The organism is Natronomonas sp. CBA1123 (assembly GCF_009741925.1).
In the GTDB taxonomy this organism is placed as follows: Archaea; Halobacteriota; Halobacteria; order Halobacteriales; family Haloarculaceae; genus Natronomonas.
The window spans coordinates 73,664-89,205 of sequence record NZ_WPCC01000009.1; the positions used below are offsets into that span (position 1 = coordinate 73,664).

Annotated in this window: 15 protein-coding genes and 1 pseudogene; 12 read left to right on the top strand and 4 right to left on the bottom strand. The window is 66.6% G+C overall.

The window, feature by feature from the left end; genetic code table 11:
* A complete protein-coding gene (gene tnpA, locus GJ631_RS06480) occupies positions 1–405 on the bottom strand; it encodes an IS200/IS605 family transposase (protein WP_156708370.1) in 405 nt (134 codons plus the stop codon).
* A 272-nt stretch (positions 406–677) separates the two neighbouring features.
* Here tnpA and pyk point away from each other — a divergent pair, with 272 nt between their 5' ends.
* A complete protein-coding gene (pyk, locus tag GJ631_RS06485) occupies positions 678–2,435 on the top strand; it encodes a pyruvate kinase (RefSeq protein WP_156708371.1) in 1,758 nt (585 codons plus the stop codon).
* Between the two features lie 37 nt (positions 2,436–2,472).
* Here pyk and GJ631_RS06490 read toward each other — a convergent pair whose 3' ends face one another.
* Positions 2,473–3,087 (bottom strand): hypothetical protein, encoded by a 615-nt coding sequence (locus tag GJ631_RS06490; RefSeq protein ID WP_156708372.1) that lies wholly within the window; start codon positions 3,085–3,087, stop codon positions 2,473–2,475.
* 60 nt (positions 3,088–3,147) lie between these two features.
* Complete coding sequence (locus GJ631_RS06495) at positions 3,148–3,765, bottom strand: bifunctional 2-polyprenyl-6-hydroxyphenol methylase/3-demethylubiquinol 3-O-methyltransferase UbiG (protein ID WP_156708373.1); 618 nt, start codon at positions 3,763–3,765, stop codon at positions 3,148–3,150.
* A gap of 101 nt (positions 3,766–3,866) precedes the next feature.
* On the opposite strand from GJ631_RS06495, the gene GJ631_RS06500 reads away from it, so the two are divergent.
* From GJ631_RS06500 to GJ631_RS06545, 11 genes and pseudogenes are all read left to right on the top strand, one after another.
* Positions 3,867–4,577, top strand: coding sequence for a helix-turn-helix domain-containing protein (locus GJ631_RS06500; RefSeq protein WP_156708374.1), 711 nt, complete (start codon positions 3,867–3,869; stop codon positions 4,575–4,577).
* Positions 4,578–4,715: 138 nt separating this feature from the next.
* Positions 4,716–5,672, top strand: a complete 957-nt coding sequence (locus tag GJ631_RS06505; protein WP_156708375.1) for an alpha/beta hydrolase — start codon at positions 4,716–4,718, stop codon at positions 5,670–5,672.
* A gap of 83 nt (positions 5,673–5,755) precedes the next feature.
* A complete protein-coding gene (locus tag GJ631_RS06510) occupies positions 5,756–7,168 on the top strand; it encodes an ABC transporter substrate-binding protein (protein WP_156708376.1) in 1,413 nt (470 codons plus the stop codon).
* A gap of 3 nt (positions 7,169–7,171) precedes the next feature.
* Complete coding sequence (locus GJ631_RS06515; RefSeq protein WP_156708377.1) at positions 7,172–7,987, top strand: ABC transporter ATP-binding protein; 816 nt, start codon at positions 7,172–7,174, stop codon at positions 7,985–7,987.
* Positions 7,984–8,682 carry an ABC transporter ATP-binding protein gene (locus GJ631_RS06520; RefSeq protein ID WP_370518572.1) on the top strand — a complete coding sequence of 233 codons (699 nt, stop codon included), beginning with the start codon at positions 7,984–7,986 and terminating at the stop codon, positions 8,680–8,682. Before GJ631_RS06515 ends, GJ631_RS06520 begins: the two co-directional genes overlap by 4 nt.
* Positions 8,679–9,671, top strand: a complete 993-nt coding sequence (locus GJ631_RS06525; protein WP_156708378.1) for a branched-chain amino acid ABC transporter permease — start codon at positions 8,679–8,681, stop codon at positions 9,669–9,671. Before GJ631_RS06520 ends, GJ631_RS06525 begins: the two co-directional genes overlap by 4 nt.
* A gap of 127 nt (positions 9,672–9,798) precedes the next feature.
* Positions 9,799–10,992, top strand: a complete 1,194-nt coding sequence (locus GJ631_RS06530; RefSeq protein WP_370518573.1) for a branched-chain amino acid ABC transporter permease — start codon at positions 9,799–9,801, stop codon at positions 10,990–10,992.
* A gap of 106 nt (positions 10,993–11,098) precedes the next feature.
* Positions 11,099–11,851, top strand: a complete 753-nt coding sequence (locus tag GJ631_RS06535) for a bacteriorhodopsin (protein ID WP_156708379.1) — start codon at positions 11,099–11,101, stop codon at positions 11,849–11,851.
* 134 nt (positions 11,852–11,985) lie between these two features.
* Positions 11,986–12,783: a lycopene cyclase domain-containing protein gene (locus GJ631_RS06540; protein ID WP_156708380.1), complete on the top strand. Its 798-nt coding sequence runs from the start codon at positions 11,986–11,988 to the stop codon at positions 12,781–12,783.
* Positions 12,784–12,998: 215 nt separating this feature from the next.
* Positions 12,999–13,079: pseudogene (locus GJ631_RS19200) on the top strand (hypothetical protein); the annotation flags it as partial.
* 76 nt (positions 13,080–13,155) lie between these two features.
* On the top strand, positions 13,156–13,803 hold the full coding sequence (locus GJ631_RS06545) for a Brp/Blh family beta-carotene 15,15'-dioxygenase (protein ID WP_370518574.1): 648 nt from the start codon (positions 13,156–13,158) through the stop codon (positions 13,801–13,803).
* Between the two features lie 9 nt (positions 13,804–13,812).
* Here GJ631_RS06545 and GJ631_RS06550 read toward each other — a convergent pair.
* The coding region (locus GJ631_RS06550) for a bacterio-opsin activator domain-containing protein (protein WP_231753906.1) at positions 13,813–15,542 on the bottom strand (1,730 nt) is incomplete at its 5' end.

The window sequence follows — 15,542 nt, forward strand, 5'->3', positions numbered from 1 at the left end:
CTACTCGCGTTGGTCCTCTACGTACTGTTTCAGCACATCCAGCGACACCTGCCCTGTCGAGATGAGGCAGTACGAATCGTCCCAGAACGAGTCGCCCCACAGCTCGGTTTTCAGTTCATCGGCGTACTCGTTGCGGATACGGCGGGCGGTCGCGCCCTTGACCGTGGTGATGAACTTCACGAGGTTTGTGGTTGGCTTCGCTCGGAAGAGGATGTGTACGTGGTCGTCCTCGCCGTCGAGGTTCGTCAGTTCGACACCGTAGTTCTCCGTGAACCCGCTGATGACCTCGTGAATAAATTGGGTTCGCTCCTCGGTTAGCACTCCGCGCCGATACTTCGTGGTGAGTATCAGGTGGTAGTGCAGGGAATACGTCGAGTGTGCTCCCGAGTCGAGGTCGTACTCCATTGGGGTCTGCCAATACTATACTACCCTACTGCAAAAACGCTGTGACTACGTGGGCCTGTGGGCCTGCTACCGAATCGTGTATGAGAACTGTGCGGCGTTAACGAGACGTAGTCTCGTTCGCACACCAGAAATCAGAGATTTCTGGGGACGCTGTATCCCCTCCCTGCTCGCACCGCCCATTCGGTCGGCGCTCGCTGAGGAAGGGGGCTTAGCGCCTAGTTTCAGCTAAACCGGCGCCGCACTTTTTCTCCCCTCGAACCGACGAGTGAGGCATGCGGAACGCCAAAATCGTCTGTACGCTCGGCCCGGCGTCGAGCGACCGGGCGACGATTCGGGACCTCGCAGACGCCGGAATGTCGGTCGCGCGGTTGAACGCCAGTCACGGCACGACCGCCGAGCGCGCCACGCGAATCGAGCAGGTGCAAGCGGTCGACGCCGAGCGCGAGGACCCGTTTGCGACGATGCTCGACCTCCGCGGCCCGGAAGTTCGGACCGCCGACATCGACGACCCCATCGAGATAGCGACGGGGTCGGAACTCCGGTTCGTCGAGGGGACGACGGCCACGACGGAGACCGTCGGGCTCAACCACTCCATCGCCGCCGTCGATTTGGGTGATACGGTCCTTCTCGACGACGGCCGCATCGAGGCGACGGTGACCGAAATCGACGGCGAGACCGTCGTCGCGACCGTCGATTCGGGCGGTCGACTCGGCGCGAACAAGAGCGTCATCGCGCCGGGCGTCGACTTCGGACTCGACATCGTCCGGGAGGCCGACCGCAGGGAAATCGAGCTGGCAGCCGAACACGAGGTCGATTTCGTCGCCGCCTCCTTCGTCCGCGACGCCGACGACGTCTACACCGTCGTCGATGCACTGGACGACGCCGGCGGCGGTGACATCGACGTCGTCGCGAAAATCGAACGGGCGGTCACCGTCGAGAACGTCGAGGAGGTCGTCGACGCCGCCGACGGCGTGATGGTCGCCCGTGGCGACCTCGGCGTGGAGTGTCGACTCGAAGCCGTCCCCCTCATCCAGAAGCGCATCGTCCGCCGGTGTATGGAGGCGGGCGTTCCGGTCATCACCGCCACCGAGATGCTCGATTCGATGGTCCGCGCCTCGCGGCCGACGCGTGCGGAGGCTTCGGACGTCGCCAACGCGGTGTTGGACGGCACCGACGCCGTGATGCTGTCGGCGGAGACCGCAATCGGTGACCACCCCATCGAGGTCGTGGAGACGATGGGACGCATCGTCCGGGAAATCGAGGGCAGCGAGGAGTACGACGAGAGCCGCGAACAGCGGGTCCCGGCGGCCAGAGCCGGCTCTCGGACCGAGGCGCTGGCGCGGTCGGCGCGGTATCTCGCCGCCGACGTCGACGCCTCGGCCATCGTCGCCGTCTCCGAATCCGGCTACACCGTCCGCCGCATCGCCAAGTTCCGACCCGGCGTCCCCATCATCGCGACGACGCCGAGCGAGCGCGTCCGCCGACAGCTCGCCGTCTCCTGTGGCGTCGACCCACACTCGGCTCCGCCCGCGTCCGACATCGACGAGGTACTCGAACGCGCCGTCGACACCGCCCTCGACTCCGGCCTCGCCGAGAGCGGCGACACCATCGTCGTCCTCTCGGGGATGATGTCGGAGATGCGCGGGACGAACGCGACGAACACCCTGAAGGTCCACACCGTCACCGAGACGGTGGCGACGGGGAAACCCATCGCTGGCGGCCGGGCGGCCGGCCCAGTCGTCCGACTCTCCGACGGCGACCTTTCGGGGGTTCCGGCCGACGGCATCCTCGTCTTACCGGCCGGCTTCGACGCCGAATTCACCGGCGACTTAGACCGGGTCGCCGCCATCGTCGCCACCGACCCCGAGATGACCGGCTATCCGGCTATCGTCGCCCGCGAACTCGGCGTCCCGATGGTGGCAATCGAGTCGGCATCGGAGCGGCTAGACGAGGGGCGAACTGTCACCGTCGACGGCGAACGCGGCGTCGTCTACGACGGCGACGTGACGGGAGAAACGGAGACACAGTAACTCGACGGTATCCTCTCAGACACCCCGTTCGGCGGCCTTACTCCGAGGAGTCGGGCGTGTCAGCGGTTCGGGTTCCCGTATCGGTTCCGGCGGTGAACTCGAATTCGAGTTGCCCCTTCAGGACGTGGGTGTTCTCGAACGTTCCCGTCTCGACGAGTTCGACGGTGCTCTCGACGACGAGTCGGCGGGCTGACTCGGGCCATCGGGTGACGGCGAGGAGGATGAACGCGGTTTCGTCGGCGAACTCGCCGAATTCGTCGACTGCCACGACCGCGGCCGCCCCGTCTTGGGACAGTGAGACTGGCGGGTGCGGGACGTCGTTACTCTCGGAGGAGTCCTGAACCGAGAGTTGCGGTGGGGTCCCGTCACCGTCCGGTGCCCCGACCCGTTGTGTGAGCGACCGCAGTTCGGTGTCCTCTCGGTGGGAAATCGACACGAAGAGGTTCTTCGGCAGGGGGGCAAGATTCGGGTCGATACCCACGGTGGCGAGTCCCGCGCCGTCTCCGTGGAATTCGAGATACTTCGCATCATCGTGGTCGTCGTTCTCTACCGTCGGGTCGGTGTGTTCGGTTCGCGACCCAACGGAGCCACAGCCCGCGATGATGGTGGAGGTAGCGGTCAGGGCGGACGCGAGGAACGCACGGCGGCGCATGGGAATCGATTCGTCGGTAGCGTCAAAAACGCCCAGGATTCAGTACCGCCCTTAGGTCTCTCAGACGACCCGAAACACACGAACCGTATCTCGTTTGCCGCCCTCCCGAAGCAGTTGTGCGAGGCCCAACGCCGAGAACACCGCCTTCCAGTCGCGGTGATACAGCGGGAAGTCGTCGTTGACGTAGCTCACCGTCGAACCGTCTCGGCCGCGTTTCGGACTGTTCCCCTCGTTTTCGGCCGTGATGAGCAGGTCGTCGGTGACCCGCACCAGTTCCTCGAACACCCACTCGTCGTCCGGGTGGACGTGCTGGAGCGTCTCGACCGAGTAGACGACGTCGAAGGCGCCGTCGGCCATCTCGGGGACGATGTCCTCGATTGCCCCGGTGTGGAAGGTGCCGGTCTCGGCGAGGGTCGGGTAGTGGTCAGCCATAATCTCGAACGATTCGTCGTTGAGGTCGATACCGGTGAGGTTCTCGTAGCCGGCCTGCCGGAGGTGTTCGAGGTGGCGGCCGGAACTGCAGCCGAGTTCGAGGACGGCGGCGTCCTCGGAAACGTAGTGGTCGAACACCTCACGGAGGGTCTCGCTGACCTCGTTCGGTCCGATTTGTGCGTAGTACTCGGGTGAGAACTCCCCGGAGCGTTCGGCCCAACTGCGGTGGTTGTCGTCCGGGTCCATAGCGGCCCGAGGAGTTCCACGGCTAAAGCCCCCGTGACACGCAGTCGAGAGTCAAAAACCGTGACAAACAGTTATGCCACTGGAGGAGAAACTCCGGGCCGATGATAGACGTCACCATGGAGATGGAGCAGTACGACTGCCCCTTCATCGACACGACCGCGGACCACGAGGTGGCGTTCTCGACGATGCACTGGCAACTCGACGCGGCCCAAGAGGAGTTAGAGACCCGGCTGCTCGTCGACGGGGCCGACCGCGGCGCACTCGACAACGGCCTGGCGGCGCTGCGGGAGCACGACAACATGAACGAGTACCAGCTGTTCACCCGAAAGGGCGACAGCGCCGTCATCCGGACGGTCATCGAACAGACCGACGCGATGTCGGTCATCCACGACCGCGGCGGCTACATCACGGGCCCGTTCCGCATCCGCGACGGACAGGAACTGTGGCAGGTCGGCTTCGACGACGGCGGCACCGCCGACGAGACGCTGTACGCACTCGACGCCAACAACGACTTCGAGGTCGAACAGCGCCGGGACCTCGAACTCGACCGGCTGTTCGACGTGCTGGGCAACATCGAACCCGCCGGCGAACTGCTCGACGCCTGCCGGTCGCTGTCCGATGTCGAGGCCGAGACCATCCAGCGGGCCGCCGAATCCGGCTACTTCGAGACGCCGAGAGACGCCACGCTGTCGACGCTAGCAGAGGAGTTCGACGTCTCGACGACCGCGGTTTCGAAGAACATGCGCCGCGGCGAGAAGAAACTCGTCCGCAGCCTCGTCGAGGCGATGGAACACATCGACGAGAAGCCCTGAGCGAACGGCAGTTCACATGCCAACCCCCCGTTTTTGATACTCCCGTCCCCTATGGGTGGGTATGTCACAGCTGCAGGACACGCTGACAGGTCTCTCGCCCGCCCGCTACGATGGCAGCCCGGTTACAGGGGTGTCGCGATGACCGACAGCGCGGCGGAGTTGGACCCGCAGGTAGCCGAACTGCTCGCCGGGTTCGAAGCGGGCGTCTCGCCGCCGACCGAGACGCTGTCGGTGGCGACCGGGCGGGCGCTACTGAACGAACTGTTCACCGTTGAGGAGCCCGACCCGGTCGACGCCGTCACCGACCTCGAACTCCGAGGGCCCGAGGAGCCGGTTCCGGTCCGCATCTACGAACCGAAAACCGACACCTCGGGAGCGAGGCCGGTGTTGGTGTTCTTCCACGGCGGCGGCTGGAGTCGCGGGTCGCTGGACGCCTACGACGGCCTGTGCCGGCTGTTCGCCAACGACGCGGACTGTATCGTCGTTTCCGTCGACTACCGCCGGGCGCCGGAACACCCCTTCCCAGCAGGGTTCGAGGACTGTTATGCCGCCACGGAGTGGGCTGCAGAACACGCCGAATCCCTCGGTGGCGACCCCGACCGGGTGGCCGTCGGTGGCGACAGCGCCGGCGGCAACCTCACTGCGGCGGTGACGCTGGCCGCCCGGGACCGCGACGGCCCCGACCTCACCCACCAACTGCTCGTCTACCCCGCCGTCAACCCCCCGTCGGTCCGCTGGTTCGACTCCTACGACGAGAACGCGTCGGGCTACTTCCTCGAAATGAGTGGCGTGGAGGCGTATCTCGAACAGTACCTCACCCGCGAGGCGGATGTCGGCAACGACTACGCGTTCCCGCTCCGTGCGCGTGACCTCTCGGGGCTGCCGCCGGCGACGGTCGTCACCGCCGGATTCGACGTGCTGCGCGACGAGGGGACCGCCTACGCCACCCGACTGGAAACCGCCGACGTCCCTGTCGAACACCACCACTACCCCGCCCAGATTCACGGCTTTCTCAGTCTGTATGAACACATCGACGAGGGACGGCAGGCCATCGACGACGTGACCGCGGCGCTCGAAACCGCTTTCGAGGGCTGAGAGCCCCCGAGTCCGTTCAGCGGGGCGACGGTTGACATGTTAACCTCCCACCTTTTGCCGATATATACCTGTACATTGCTACTATGGCACGTGACCAGACACGGCGGGAGTGGCTCAAGAGCGCTGCGGCGGCCGGAACGCTCGGAACAGCTGCGCTGGCGGGGTGTACCGGCAACGGTGATGGTAACGGCAATGGCAATGGAAACGGCAACGGCAACGGTAACGGTAACGGCAATGGAAACGGCAACGCCGGAGGCGGCGGAACGGTCAAAATCGGCGTCATGCAACCGCTGACCGGCAACGTACAGTACTACGGCCAGCAGTCGCTGTGGGGATTTCTCTCGGGGCTGGCGTACAAACACGACCAGGATCCACTCGACGTCTCCTCGGCGGGCACCCAGACCATCGAAGCCGGCGACGTGACCTACGAGTTGATAATCGAGAACTCGGAGTTCAGTCCCGACCAGGCCCAGACGGTCGCGACCGACCTCGTCCAGGACGAGGAGGTCGACCTCCTGTTCGGGACCGCCTCCTCCGACGCCGCCCGGCGGGTCATCGAGACCGTCGTCCTGCAGGCGAACGTCCCCTTCGTGGCCGGACCGGCCGCCGCGGCCGACGTGACGAGCGACAGCGAACTGTGTAGCGACATCGTGTTCCGCGCCAGCGAGAACACCGCGATGGACGCCCTCTCCGGCGGCCGCTACGTCGCCCAGGAGACCGACGTCGAGCGGGTGTTCATCATGGCCGCCGACTACTCCTTCGGCCGTGCGGTCGCACGGAACTACGCGAACGTCCTCGAAAACGAGGGCGTCGAGGTCGTCGACCAGCGGTTCGTCCCCCGCGGCCACGACGAGTTCGCCGGCCTCTATCAGAACGCCGTCGACGCCGGCGCCGACGCCGTCGTCGGCGGATTCACCGTCGTCACGCTGCCGAACTTCCTCGACGAGGGGCTCTCGGGCGACTACGGCCTCCGGATGTTCGGTGGCTTCGCGACCCAGATTTCGACGAACGCCATCGGCGGCGTCGCCCAGCGCGTCCTCGGCGAACCGCTGACCGAAGAGAAGATACGGGACGCCCAACTCGGGCCGTTCACGACACGGTACCACTGGAACCAGTACGACAACCCCATCAACGACGCCTTCGTCGACAGCTACACATCGACGTACGGCATCGTCCCGGACCTGTTCACCGCGGGGACGTTCACCGCGGCGTCCTCAATCGTCCAGGCCGTCGAAGAGAGCGGCTCGACGAACGGTGCCGACATCGCCGAGGCGATGCGCGGGATGACCGTCACCGACACGCCGAAAGGCGAGGGCGGCTACACCTACCAGGAGTACAACAACCAGGCCCGTTCGGAGATGACCGTCGCCTACCCGGTGCCGAACACCGAGGACAACTGGGACGCGCCCATCATGCCCGGCGAACCGCTGGCACGCATTCCGGCCTCCGAGACGACGCTGAAGCCCGACGACCCCGACATGGGGTGCTCGCTGTAATCGATGGTGCTGCGAACGACCGACCTCACCAAACGCTTCGGCGGCGTCACCGCCGTCGACGGCGTCGAGTTCGAACTCGGCGCGGAGTGCTGCTCGCTCATCGGCCCCAACGGCGCCGGGAAGACGACGTTCTTCAACCTCCTGACCGGCGTGTTGGAGCCGACGGAAGGCACCGTCGAGTACCGCGGCGGCGACGGCGACGGGTGGACCGACATCACCGACCACGCGCCACACGAGACGGCGCTGTCGGGTATCCACCGGTCCTACCAGATAACGAATATCTTCGCCACCTCGACGGTGCTGGAGAACGTCCGCATCGCCGCCCAGGCAGCGGGTGGCGCCGACTCCTTCCGGGCGTGGCGCAACGTCGAGGCCTTCCCCGAGTACGAACGGGAGGCCGACCACATCCTCGAACGCGTCGGGCTCGCCGACGAGCGTGAGACGGTCGCCGAGACGCTGAGCCACGGCGAGAAGCGCAACCTCGAACTCGCCATCGCCCTGGCGGGCGACCCGGACGTGTTGCTGCTCGACGAACCGACCGCGGGCGTCTCCAGCGACGGCATCGACGAACTCACCGACCTCATCGACGACATCGCCGCCGACCACGCGGTGTTGCTCGTCGAACACAACATGGACGTGGTGATGGAGGTCTCCGACCGCATCGCCGTGCTCAATCAGGGGTCGCTCATCGCCGACGACGACCCCGAGGCCATCCGAGACAGCCAACGCGTCCAGGACGCCTACCTCGGCGGCTACGAACCGGATTCCGCGGCCGCGAGCGACGACGCCGACGACGCCACGGGAGGTGGCCTCGCGTGAGCCTGCTCGAAGTCGAGGACATCCACAGCTACTACGGCGAGAGCCACATCCTCCAGGGCATCTCGCTGGAGGTCGAACCCGGGGAGTGTGTGGCGTTAATCGGCCGCAACGGCGTCGGCAAGACGACGACGCTGCGGTCGATTCTGCAGTTGACGCCGCCACGAGAAGGGACGGTCCGCTATCGCGGCGAGGACGTGACCGGCCGGCCGACCCACGAAGTCGCCCGCATGGGCGTCGGGTGGGTCCCCGAGGAGCGCCGGATGTTCTCGCATCTGACCGTCGACGAGAACATCCGCATCGCGACGCCGCCCGGAAACTCCGTCGAGGCGGCCTTCGAGCGGGCCTACTCCGCGTTTCCGGAACTCGAATCGCATCGCGGACGAGAAGCGGGTGACCTCTCCGGTGGCCAACAGCAGATGGTCGCCATCGCCCGCGGACTGGTCGGCGACAACGACCTGCTGCTCGTCGACGAACCGAGCGAAGGACTCGCCCCGCAAATCGTCGCGGCGGTCGCCGAGGCGCTGAAGACCGTCGCCGAGGAGTCGACGGTACTGCTCGTCGAGCAGAACTTCCCGCTGGCGATGGACGTCGCCGACCGCTTCTACCTGCTCGACCACGGCACGGTCGTCGAGTCGGGGTCGACCGAGAACGTCACGCGCGACGACGAGATGATACGGAGGTACCTCTCGGCATGACCGGCTTCGAACTCACCGCAACGGCGCTTCCGCTGTTTGCCCCCGTCGAAATCACGCTCGACGCGCTGTCGAAGGCTGCCCTCTACATCGTCATCGCCAGCGGCCTCAGCCTCATCTTCGGGCTGATGGGCGTGCTCAACTTCGCCCACGGGTCGCTGACGATGCTCGGGGCGTATCTCGGCGGCGCCGTGATGGTCGCTCTGGTGTCGAGTGCGACGGGGCAGGGAATGCGCCTGCTGTTGTTCTTCGTCGCGGTCGCGGTCGTCTTCGCGGCGCTGACGGCCTTCGGCGCCGGCGTCGAACGAGTTCTCATCCGGCCTATTTACGACCGCGAGCCGCTGTTCCAGATTCTGTTGACGTTCGGGCTGGTGTTGGTCCTCGACGAGGCGGCCACCATCGTCGTTCAGTTGGCCGGACTCCAACCCCAAACCGAGTGGCAGGACGCCATCGGGACCGCCCCGGAGTTCCTCGCTGCTCGCTACGACATCATCGGGACGAGCACCCGCGGGCTCTACCTCTTCGAGGCGCTCGTCGGCCTGCTCGTCGTCACGGCGATATTCCTGTTTCTCACCCGGACGCGCTACGGGCTGTACATCCGCGCCGGTAGCGAGGACCCCGAAATGACACAGGCGCTCGGCATCGACATCCGGCAGGCCTTCACCGTCGTCTTCGGCGTCGGGTCGGGGCTCGCCGGGTTGGCCGGCGTGATGCTCATGTGGGACCCCCGCTTCGGTGCGAGCGTCCCCCTCGGCGTCGAGACGCTGCTCGTCGGCTTCATCGTCGTCATCATCGGCGGCCTCGGCTCGTTCAAGGGAACCGTCGTCGCCGGCGTCCTCGTCGGCTTCGTCGACGCCGTGATGTCGTGGCTGTTCATCAACTACATCGACTTCCCCGGCCTGCCGGAGTTGGTGATGTTCCTCGTGTTGGTGACCGTGTTGGTCGCCCGTCCACAGGGACTGTTCGGCGTCGAGGAGGTGGGGGGCCATTAGCGACCCCGCTCCTGCCGATGGCGGCGACGGCCCCGTCGAGAGCGCCGACACGGAGGTCGGCTACGGCGAACTGCTGCGGCAGTACCTCGCGACCCACACCGCCCACATCGCCGTCGTCGGCGTGTTGGTGCTGTACCCGTTCATCTACGGCTTCCTGACGAGCATCTCGCTGTCGCTTCTCGGCGTGTCGCTGGGCGAGTTGTTCACCGTCTTCCTGCCGCGCGTCCGGACGATGGTCGTCGTCCTCTACGTCGGCCTCTTCGCGATGAGTTTCGACTTCGTCAGCGGCTACACCGGCTATCTCTCCTTCGGCCACGCGATGTTCTACGGCATCGGCGCGTACTTCGTCGTCCTCGTCGGAACGGGGAAGATACCCGGCTTGCCGGCCGAGACGCCGTTTATGCTCATCATCGTCCTCGCGGGCGTGTTGGCGTTCCTGGCGGCGCTGGCCGTCGGCGCGGTGTCGTTCCGACTCACCGGCGTCTACTTCGCGATGGTGACGCTGGGTTTCGCCGAGGTCGCCCACGTGTTCATCCGCAACTGGAGTTACGTCGGCTCGAACCCCCGGGACGGCGTCGGCGTCGTCGGCCGCGACGGCTTCGCGGTCGGCATCCCCGGCATCGACGCGCTGCAGTTCCGTCTCGGCCGCCTCGCCGGCGATAGCTTCGAGAACGTCCTCGGGACCGGCATCGACCTCGGAGCCGCCGAGGTGTCCTTCTACGCCGTCGGCGCGGTCGTTCTCGTCTGTTACTTCGCGATGCAGCGAATCATCCACTCGCCGTTCGGCCGGGTGATGGTCGCCATCCGCGAGAACGAGGAACGCGCCGAGGCCGTCGGCTACAACACCTTCTGGTACAAACTCGGCGCCTTCGGCATCAGCGGCTTCTTCGCCGCCATCGGCGGCGCGCTGTTCGCCGGCTACCGGCGGTCGGTCGCCCCCGAGAACACCTTCGACCTCTTCGTCACCGCCGACGCCTTGCTTGCGGCCATCATCGGCGGCTTCGGCACCCTCGCCGGCGCGCTGTACGGCCACCTGTTCCACGAGTTCCTGCAGGGCATCTTCACGACGGAGTCGAGCGGACTGGCCCGGTTCCTCCGGGATACGCTCTCGGAGGGTATCCTGTCGGCCGGCGTCGGTGAGTTCACCGTTCTGGAGTTCATCAACGTCTTCATCGACGGCCGCGCGGAGCTGTATCTCGGCGTCATCTTCGTCGCGTTCGTTCTGTTCGTCCCTCGTGGCATCCTCGGGTCGTTACGTGACCGCCTCGGCGGCCCGCTCGCGGAGACGATTCCCGAACGGCTCCGACGCTACCGGCGATAGCGCCCGTCAGGGCGCCCGGTCCGACTTTTTGGAAATAGTTGCCAAATTAACCATACTTGTTTGGTACACTCTTCAACACCCACCGATGCGTAGTTAAGCACGGATTATGGCAGAACCAGGCAGCGAAGCACTATGGCTGTGGATAGGCACGGCAGGAATGTTCCTCGGCATGCTGTACTTCATCGCCCGCGGGTGGGGCGAGGAGAACAGACGCCGACAGGAGTTTTACATCGTGACGATATTCATCACCGCCATCGCCTTCGTCAACTACCTGATGATGGCGCTGGGGTTCGGCCTCACGACGGTGACCGTCGCCGGCGAGGAGATACCCATATACTGGGCGCGATACACCGACTGGCTGTTCACGACACCGTTGCTCCTCATCGACCTCGGGTTGTTGGCCGGGGCGAACCGCAATCAGATTGCCACGCTCGTCGGCCTCGACGCGTTGATGATAGGCACCGGCGCGGTGGCGACGCTGTCGACGACCGGCGTGTTGCTCGGCCCCGTCGGTGACCGCCTCATCTGGTGGGGCGTCTCCACCGGCTTCCTGTTGGTGTTGCTGTACTTCCTGTTCGGCACGCTGACCGAGGAGGCCAACCGCCTCTCGGAGGACGCCCAATCGACGTTCCGCACGCTCCGGAACCTCATCGTCGTCGTCTGGCTGGTGTATCCGGTGTGGTGGATACTCGGCACCGAAGGCCTCGGCACCATCAGCCTCTACAGCGAGACGGCCGGCTTCATGGTGCTGGACCTCGTCGCGAAGGTCGGCTTCGGTATCATCCTGCTGTCGAGCCGTGAAGTGCTCGACGCCGCGGGCGACCTCGCCGGTTCGACGGCCAGCCCCGCCGACGACTGACGGCCCCGGAGCCGTCTGAAGCGCCGTAGACGAACGATTCCTCGGAGCCAACTCGGCTCCGAAACCCCTTCGACAATGCACACGGACCCCCTGACCGAGGCGAGGAGCGCGAGGCCACACCCAGCGGTGGGACCATGAGCGCCCCCACCTACGCGCAGTTCCACTTCGCGTTCCTCCTGCCGGTCGTGGCGGTGCTTTTGGCCGCGGCGACGGTGACCCGCACGCGGACGACCCGGCCGACGGTGTGGTCGGTCGGCCGACCGGTCTACTGGAGCGGCGTCGCCGTCGTCACCCTCGTCGCCGTCGTCTATACGACGCCGTGGGACAACTACCTCATCGCCCGCGGCGTCTGGGGCTACGGCGAGGGCCAGACGTTCGTCCACCTCGGCCTCGCGCCGCTCGGAGAGTACGCCTTCTTCGTCCTCCAGCCGATTCTCACCGCGCTGTGGCTCGGCCAGTTGACCCTCCGTCGCGGGTGGCCCGAAGCCAACGCGCTCGGGCGAACGGCCGAGGGCGGTCGCACCCTCGATGTGGACCGTCTCGCCGTCAGTCCCCGCTTCCTCGGCGGGGTCGCCGCCCTCGCCGTCGGATTGGTCGGCGTGGCGTGTCTCACGACCGCCGAGACGTTCTATCTCGGCGCGATTCTCGCGTGGGCGGCGCCCGTCCTGTTCATCCAGTGGGTCGTCGGCCTCCCGCAGTTGCTGTATCAGCGCCGCACCGTCGCCCTCGGCGTCGCCGTGCCGACGGTGTACCTCTGGATAATCGACCGCATCGCGCTGGCGACCGGTATCTGGCACATCTCGCCGACGTACACGACCGGCATCGCCCCGTTCGGCCTGCCAATCGAGGAGGCGCTGTTCTTCCTCGTGACGAACCTCTTCGTCGTCCAAGGCCTGGTCCTGTTCCGGTGGGTGGTCGACCGATGGGCGTGACCGTCGACCAACCGACGCCAGCGTTTCGCGCGATGTACGACCGCCTCGCCACTCGCCCGGCATGGACGATTTGTGCCCTGTTCGTCGTGGGCGCGACGGTCGGACGGCTGCTCGGCGTCACGGTCGGCCCCACCCTCAGATACCTCCCGCTGGCGGCGAGCGTCGTCCTCTTCGGACTCCCCCACGGCGCGGTCGACTACCTCGTTCCGGCGCGAATGGACGACGACCGCTCGCTGCCGTCATCGATGGTCGTCGTCGGTGTTCTCTACGCCGCCGTCGGCGGCGCCTACGCCGCGCTGTGGCTCCTCGAACCGCTGGTCGCCGCGGCGGCGTTCATCGCGATAACGTGGTTCCACTGGGGGGCAGGGCGACGTGCACGCGCTGGTCGTCTTCGTCGACGCCGACCACCTCGACTCGACGCGACTGCGGGCGGCGACCGGGTTCGTCCGCGGCGGCCTCCCGATGTTCGTTCCGCTGCTGGCGTTTCCCGACAGATACCGAACCGTCGTCGACGCGTGGGTCGGACTGTTCGGCAGCGACCTCTCGACGGCGTGGCTGTTCGCCGAGACGACACGCCTCGTCGGCGGAAGCGTCTTCCTCGCGGTCACCGTCGGCGTGTTGCTCGTCGGCTACCGTCGCGGAAGCGGCCGCAGTTGGCGGGTCGACGCCGGCGAGACGGCGCTGCTGTGGCTGTTCTTCCTGACGGTGCCGCCGCTGGTCGCCATCGGCGTCTACTTCTGTGTCTGGCACGCCCTCCGGCACGTCATCAGAGTCGTCGCCGTCGACGGCGACTCGGCTGTCGACACCCGAAAACGCCTCGGGCGGTTCGCCCGAGAGGCCGCCCCGCTGACCGCGCTGGCGCTCGTCTTTCTCGTCGGCTTCGCGGTATTCGTCCCCGTCACGCCCACCTCGCCGGCGTCGGTCGCCGCAGTGTATCTCGTCTTCATCGCCGTTCTCACGCTCCCCCACGTCGCCGTCGTGACGTGGATGGACCGCCGGGAAGGCGTCTGGTGGCCCTGAACCGGGCGGTCAGCGCTCAAAAAAGGCCTCGATGAGTTTCCGCTCGGCCGCCCGGAGGTGCTGGTGGTACGTCGCCCGGCCGATGCCCATCGATTCGGCGAGCGTATCGCCCGTGACCGGACGGTCCCACTCGTAGAAGCCGCTGACGTGGGCCTTCTGCAGCGCCGTCAACTGCCGTTCGGTCAGGCGGTCCTCCACGTCGGCGACGAACGCCTGCCGCGTCGACGGCGGCCGCTCCCGCTCGCGCTGGGCGACGACGTCCGTCTCCGGATACCGCTCCGAGAGGAGGTCGGCGACGGCCCGAACGTCGCCCTCGCTCGGCAGTTCGAGTTCGATGGTCGCGACGCCGTCGACGACGCCGATTTCGCAGATTCGCACGCCGCGTTCGGCCAGCGTCGCCGGCAGGGAGTCGTCGGTAACGGCGAACTCGAACAGCGTCTCCCCGCCGTGTTCGTGTATCACCTCCGCCGACGCGATGTGTGGGTACTGCTCGACGGCGTCGAGGATGGCCTCCGTGTCGCCGTCCGACCGGAAGAACATCAACACGGAGCCGTCCTCGCGGTACACAGAGCCGTTGTAGGTGAGCGAACAGCCGGTCCGTTCCGAGAGGTCGACGAAGAACAGCCCGTCGTCGGTGGTTTCGACGTCGAGTTGTCGGACGCTGTCGGTCGCGAGCATGCGGCCGCGCTCTAAGGCGTTCAGCGCCGTCGCCGCCGCCCGGCCGATGGCCTCGAGGACGACCCGTTCGTGTTCGTTCAGCGCCGCCTCCTCCGTCGTGTACAACGACAGGACGCCGTAGGTCGTCTCGCCGTAGACCAGCGGGACGGCGGCGATGCCACGGACGCCCTCCGAACCCATCCACGGCGACCGCTCGGCGATGGCCGCCAGTTCCGTTCGGTCGGTGACGACCTGCAACTCGCCGGTGTCGTAGGCGACGGCGGCTGGAAGGGGGTCCGCCGCCGCGAGGTCGACACCGAGGTCGTCGGGTCGGACCGCCCACTCGCCGGCCGACGCCGTCGCGGCGAGGGTGTCGCTGGAGCGGTCCGGGACGCCGACCCACGCGAACTCGTAGGTGTCGACCGCGGCGACGCTGTCACACACCGTCTGTTCGACTTCGGCGCGGTTCCCCGCACCGACGAGTTCCCGAGTCACGTCCTTGAGGAGGCCGTTGATGCGGGCCAGCAGGTGTTCGAGGTTCCGCCGTTCGCGTTTCAACTCCATCTCGGCTTCCTTGCGCTCGGTGATGTCGGTCTGGAAGCCGACGAAGTGCGACACCTCGCCGTCGGCGCCGTGGACCGGTGCGATGTCGACGCGGTTCCAGAACGGCTCGCCGTCCTTCCGGTAGTTCAGCAACTCGACGGACACGGACTCCCCCGAATCGACCGCCTCCCGCATCGCGGCGATTGCCTCGGGGTCGGAATCTTCACCCTGCAGGAACCGACAGTTGCGACCGACGACGCGCTCTTTGGAGTAGCCCGTCAGCCGCTCGAAGGCGTCGTTGATGTACACCATCGGCTCGTCTGGGCGGTCGGCGTCGGCGATGGTGACGCCGACCGGCGCCTCGTCGATGGCTCGCTCCTTCAGCCGGAGTTCCTCGCGGACGCCGAGGTTTTCGATGGGCATCCGGGCGGCGCCGTCGGTCCGGAGCGGCGGCGCCCCCTCCAGTGCCGCCCGGAGTCGCTCGAGCATCGGCGCTCGGGCGTCGGATGTCGTCTTCGGTACGAACTCGCGACGCGGCG

What these genes read in the sequence shown, in the direction of transcription:
- GJ631_RS06495 (WP_156708373.1), bottom strand. Translation starts at nt 3,765, where the DNA reads ATGGACCCGGACGACAACCACCGCAGTTGGGCCGAACGCTCCGGGGAG.
- GJ631_RS06510 (WP_156708376.1), top strand. Translation starts at nt 5,756, where the DNA reads ATGGCACGTGACCAGACACGGCGGGAGTGGCTCAAGAGCGCTGCGGCG.
- GJ631_RS06500 (WP_156708374.1), top strand. Translation starts at nt 3,867, where the DNA reads ATGATAGACGTCACCATGGAGATGGAGCAGTACGACTGCCCCTTCATC.
- GJ631_RS06535 (WP_156708379.1), top strand. Translation starts at nt 11,099, where the DNA reads ATGGCAGAACCAGGCAGCGAAGCACTATGGCTGTGGATAGGCACGGCA.
- GJ631_RS06490 (WP_156708372.1), bottom strand. Translation starts at nt 3,087, where the DNA reads ATGCGCCGCCGTGCGTTCCTCGCGTCCGCCCTGACCGCTACCTCCACC.
- GJ631_RS06525 (WP_156708378.1), top strand. Translation starts at nt 8,679, where the DNA reads ATGACCGGCTTCGAACTCACCGCAACGGCGCTTCCGCTGTTTGCCCCC.
- GJ631_RS06505 (WP_156708375.1), top strand. Translation starts at nt 4,716, where the DNA reads ATGACCGACAGCGCGGCGGAGTTGGACCCGCAGGTAGCCGAACTGCTC.
- GJ631_RS06540 (WP_156708380.1), top strand. Translation starts at nt 11,986, where the DNA reads ATGAGCGCCCCCACCTACGCGCAGTTCCACTTCGCGTTCCTCCTGCCG.
- GJ631_RS06515 (WP_156708377.1), top strand. Translation starts at nt 7,172, where the DNA reads ATGGTGCTGCGAACGACCGACCTCACCAAACGCTTCGGCGGCGTCACC.
- pyk (WP_156708371.1), top strand. Translation starts at nt 678, where the DNA reads ATGCGGAACGCCAAAATCGTCTGTACGCTCGGCCCGGCGTCGAGCGAC.
- tnpA (WP_156708370.1), bottom strand. Translation starts at nt 405, where the DNA reads ATGGAGTACGACCTCGACTCGGGAGCACACTCGACGTATTCCCTGCAC.